Annotated in this window: 1 protein-coding gene; it reads left to right on the top strand. The window is 39.1% G+C overall.

Annotated elements, in window-relative coordinates; genetic code table 11:
- A partial coding sequence (locus tag EOC06_RS39160; protein ID WP_206631455.1) for a thioredoxin family protein occupies positions 1-253 on the top strand: 253 nt, incomplete at both ends.

Genomic DNA, 253 nt, shown 5'->3' on the forward strand with positions numbered 1-253 from the left:
GGTCAATGTGCCTATCTTTTTGCGCTTAGCTAATGAAGCGTTAATCGAGACAAGATTTTTAATCAGAGATGATAATCTGGAATTAATGGATCAATTTTTGACAAATGGAACGGCACGCTCGATTCCAATTATCATCTTCCTCGATGAAAATGATGAGTTAATCGGCAGATGGGGACCTAGAGCAGAAATTATTCAAAAAGAAGTGGATGTCCTGAAAAAAGACGTGCCTGCTAAAGACTCTCCAGACTATGAC

It is taken from the genome of Mesorhizobium sp. M7A.F.Ca.MR.362.00.0.0, from assembly GCF_004023175.1.
Taxonomy (GTDB): domain Bacteria; phylum Pseudomonadota; class Alphaproteobacteria; order Rhizobiales; family Rhizobiaceae; genus Mesorhizobium.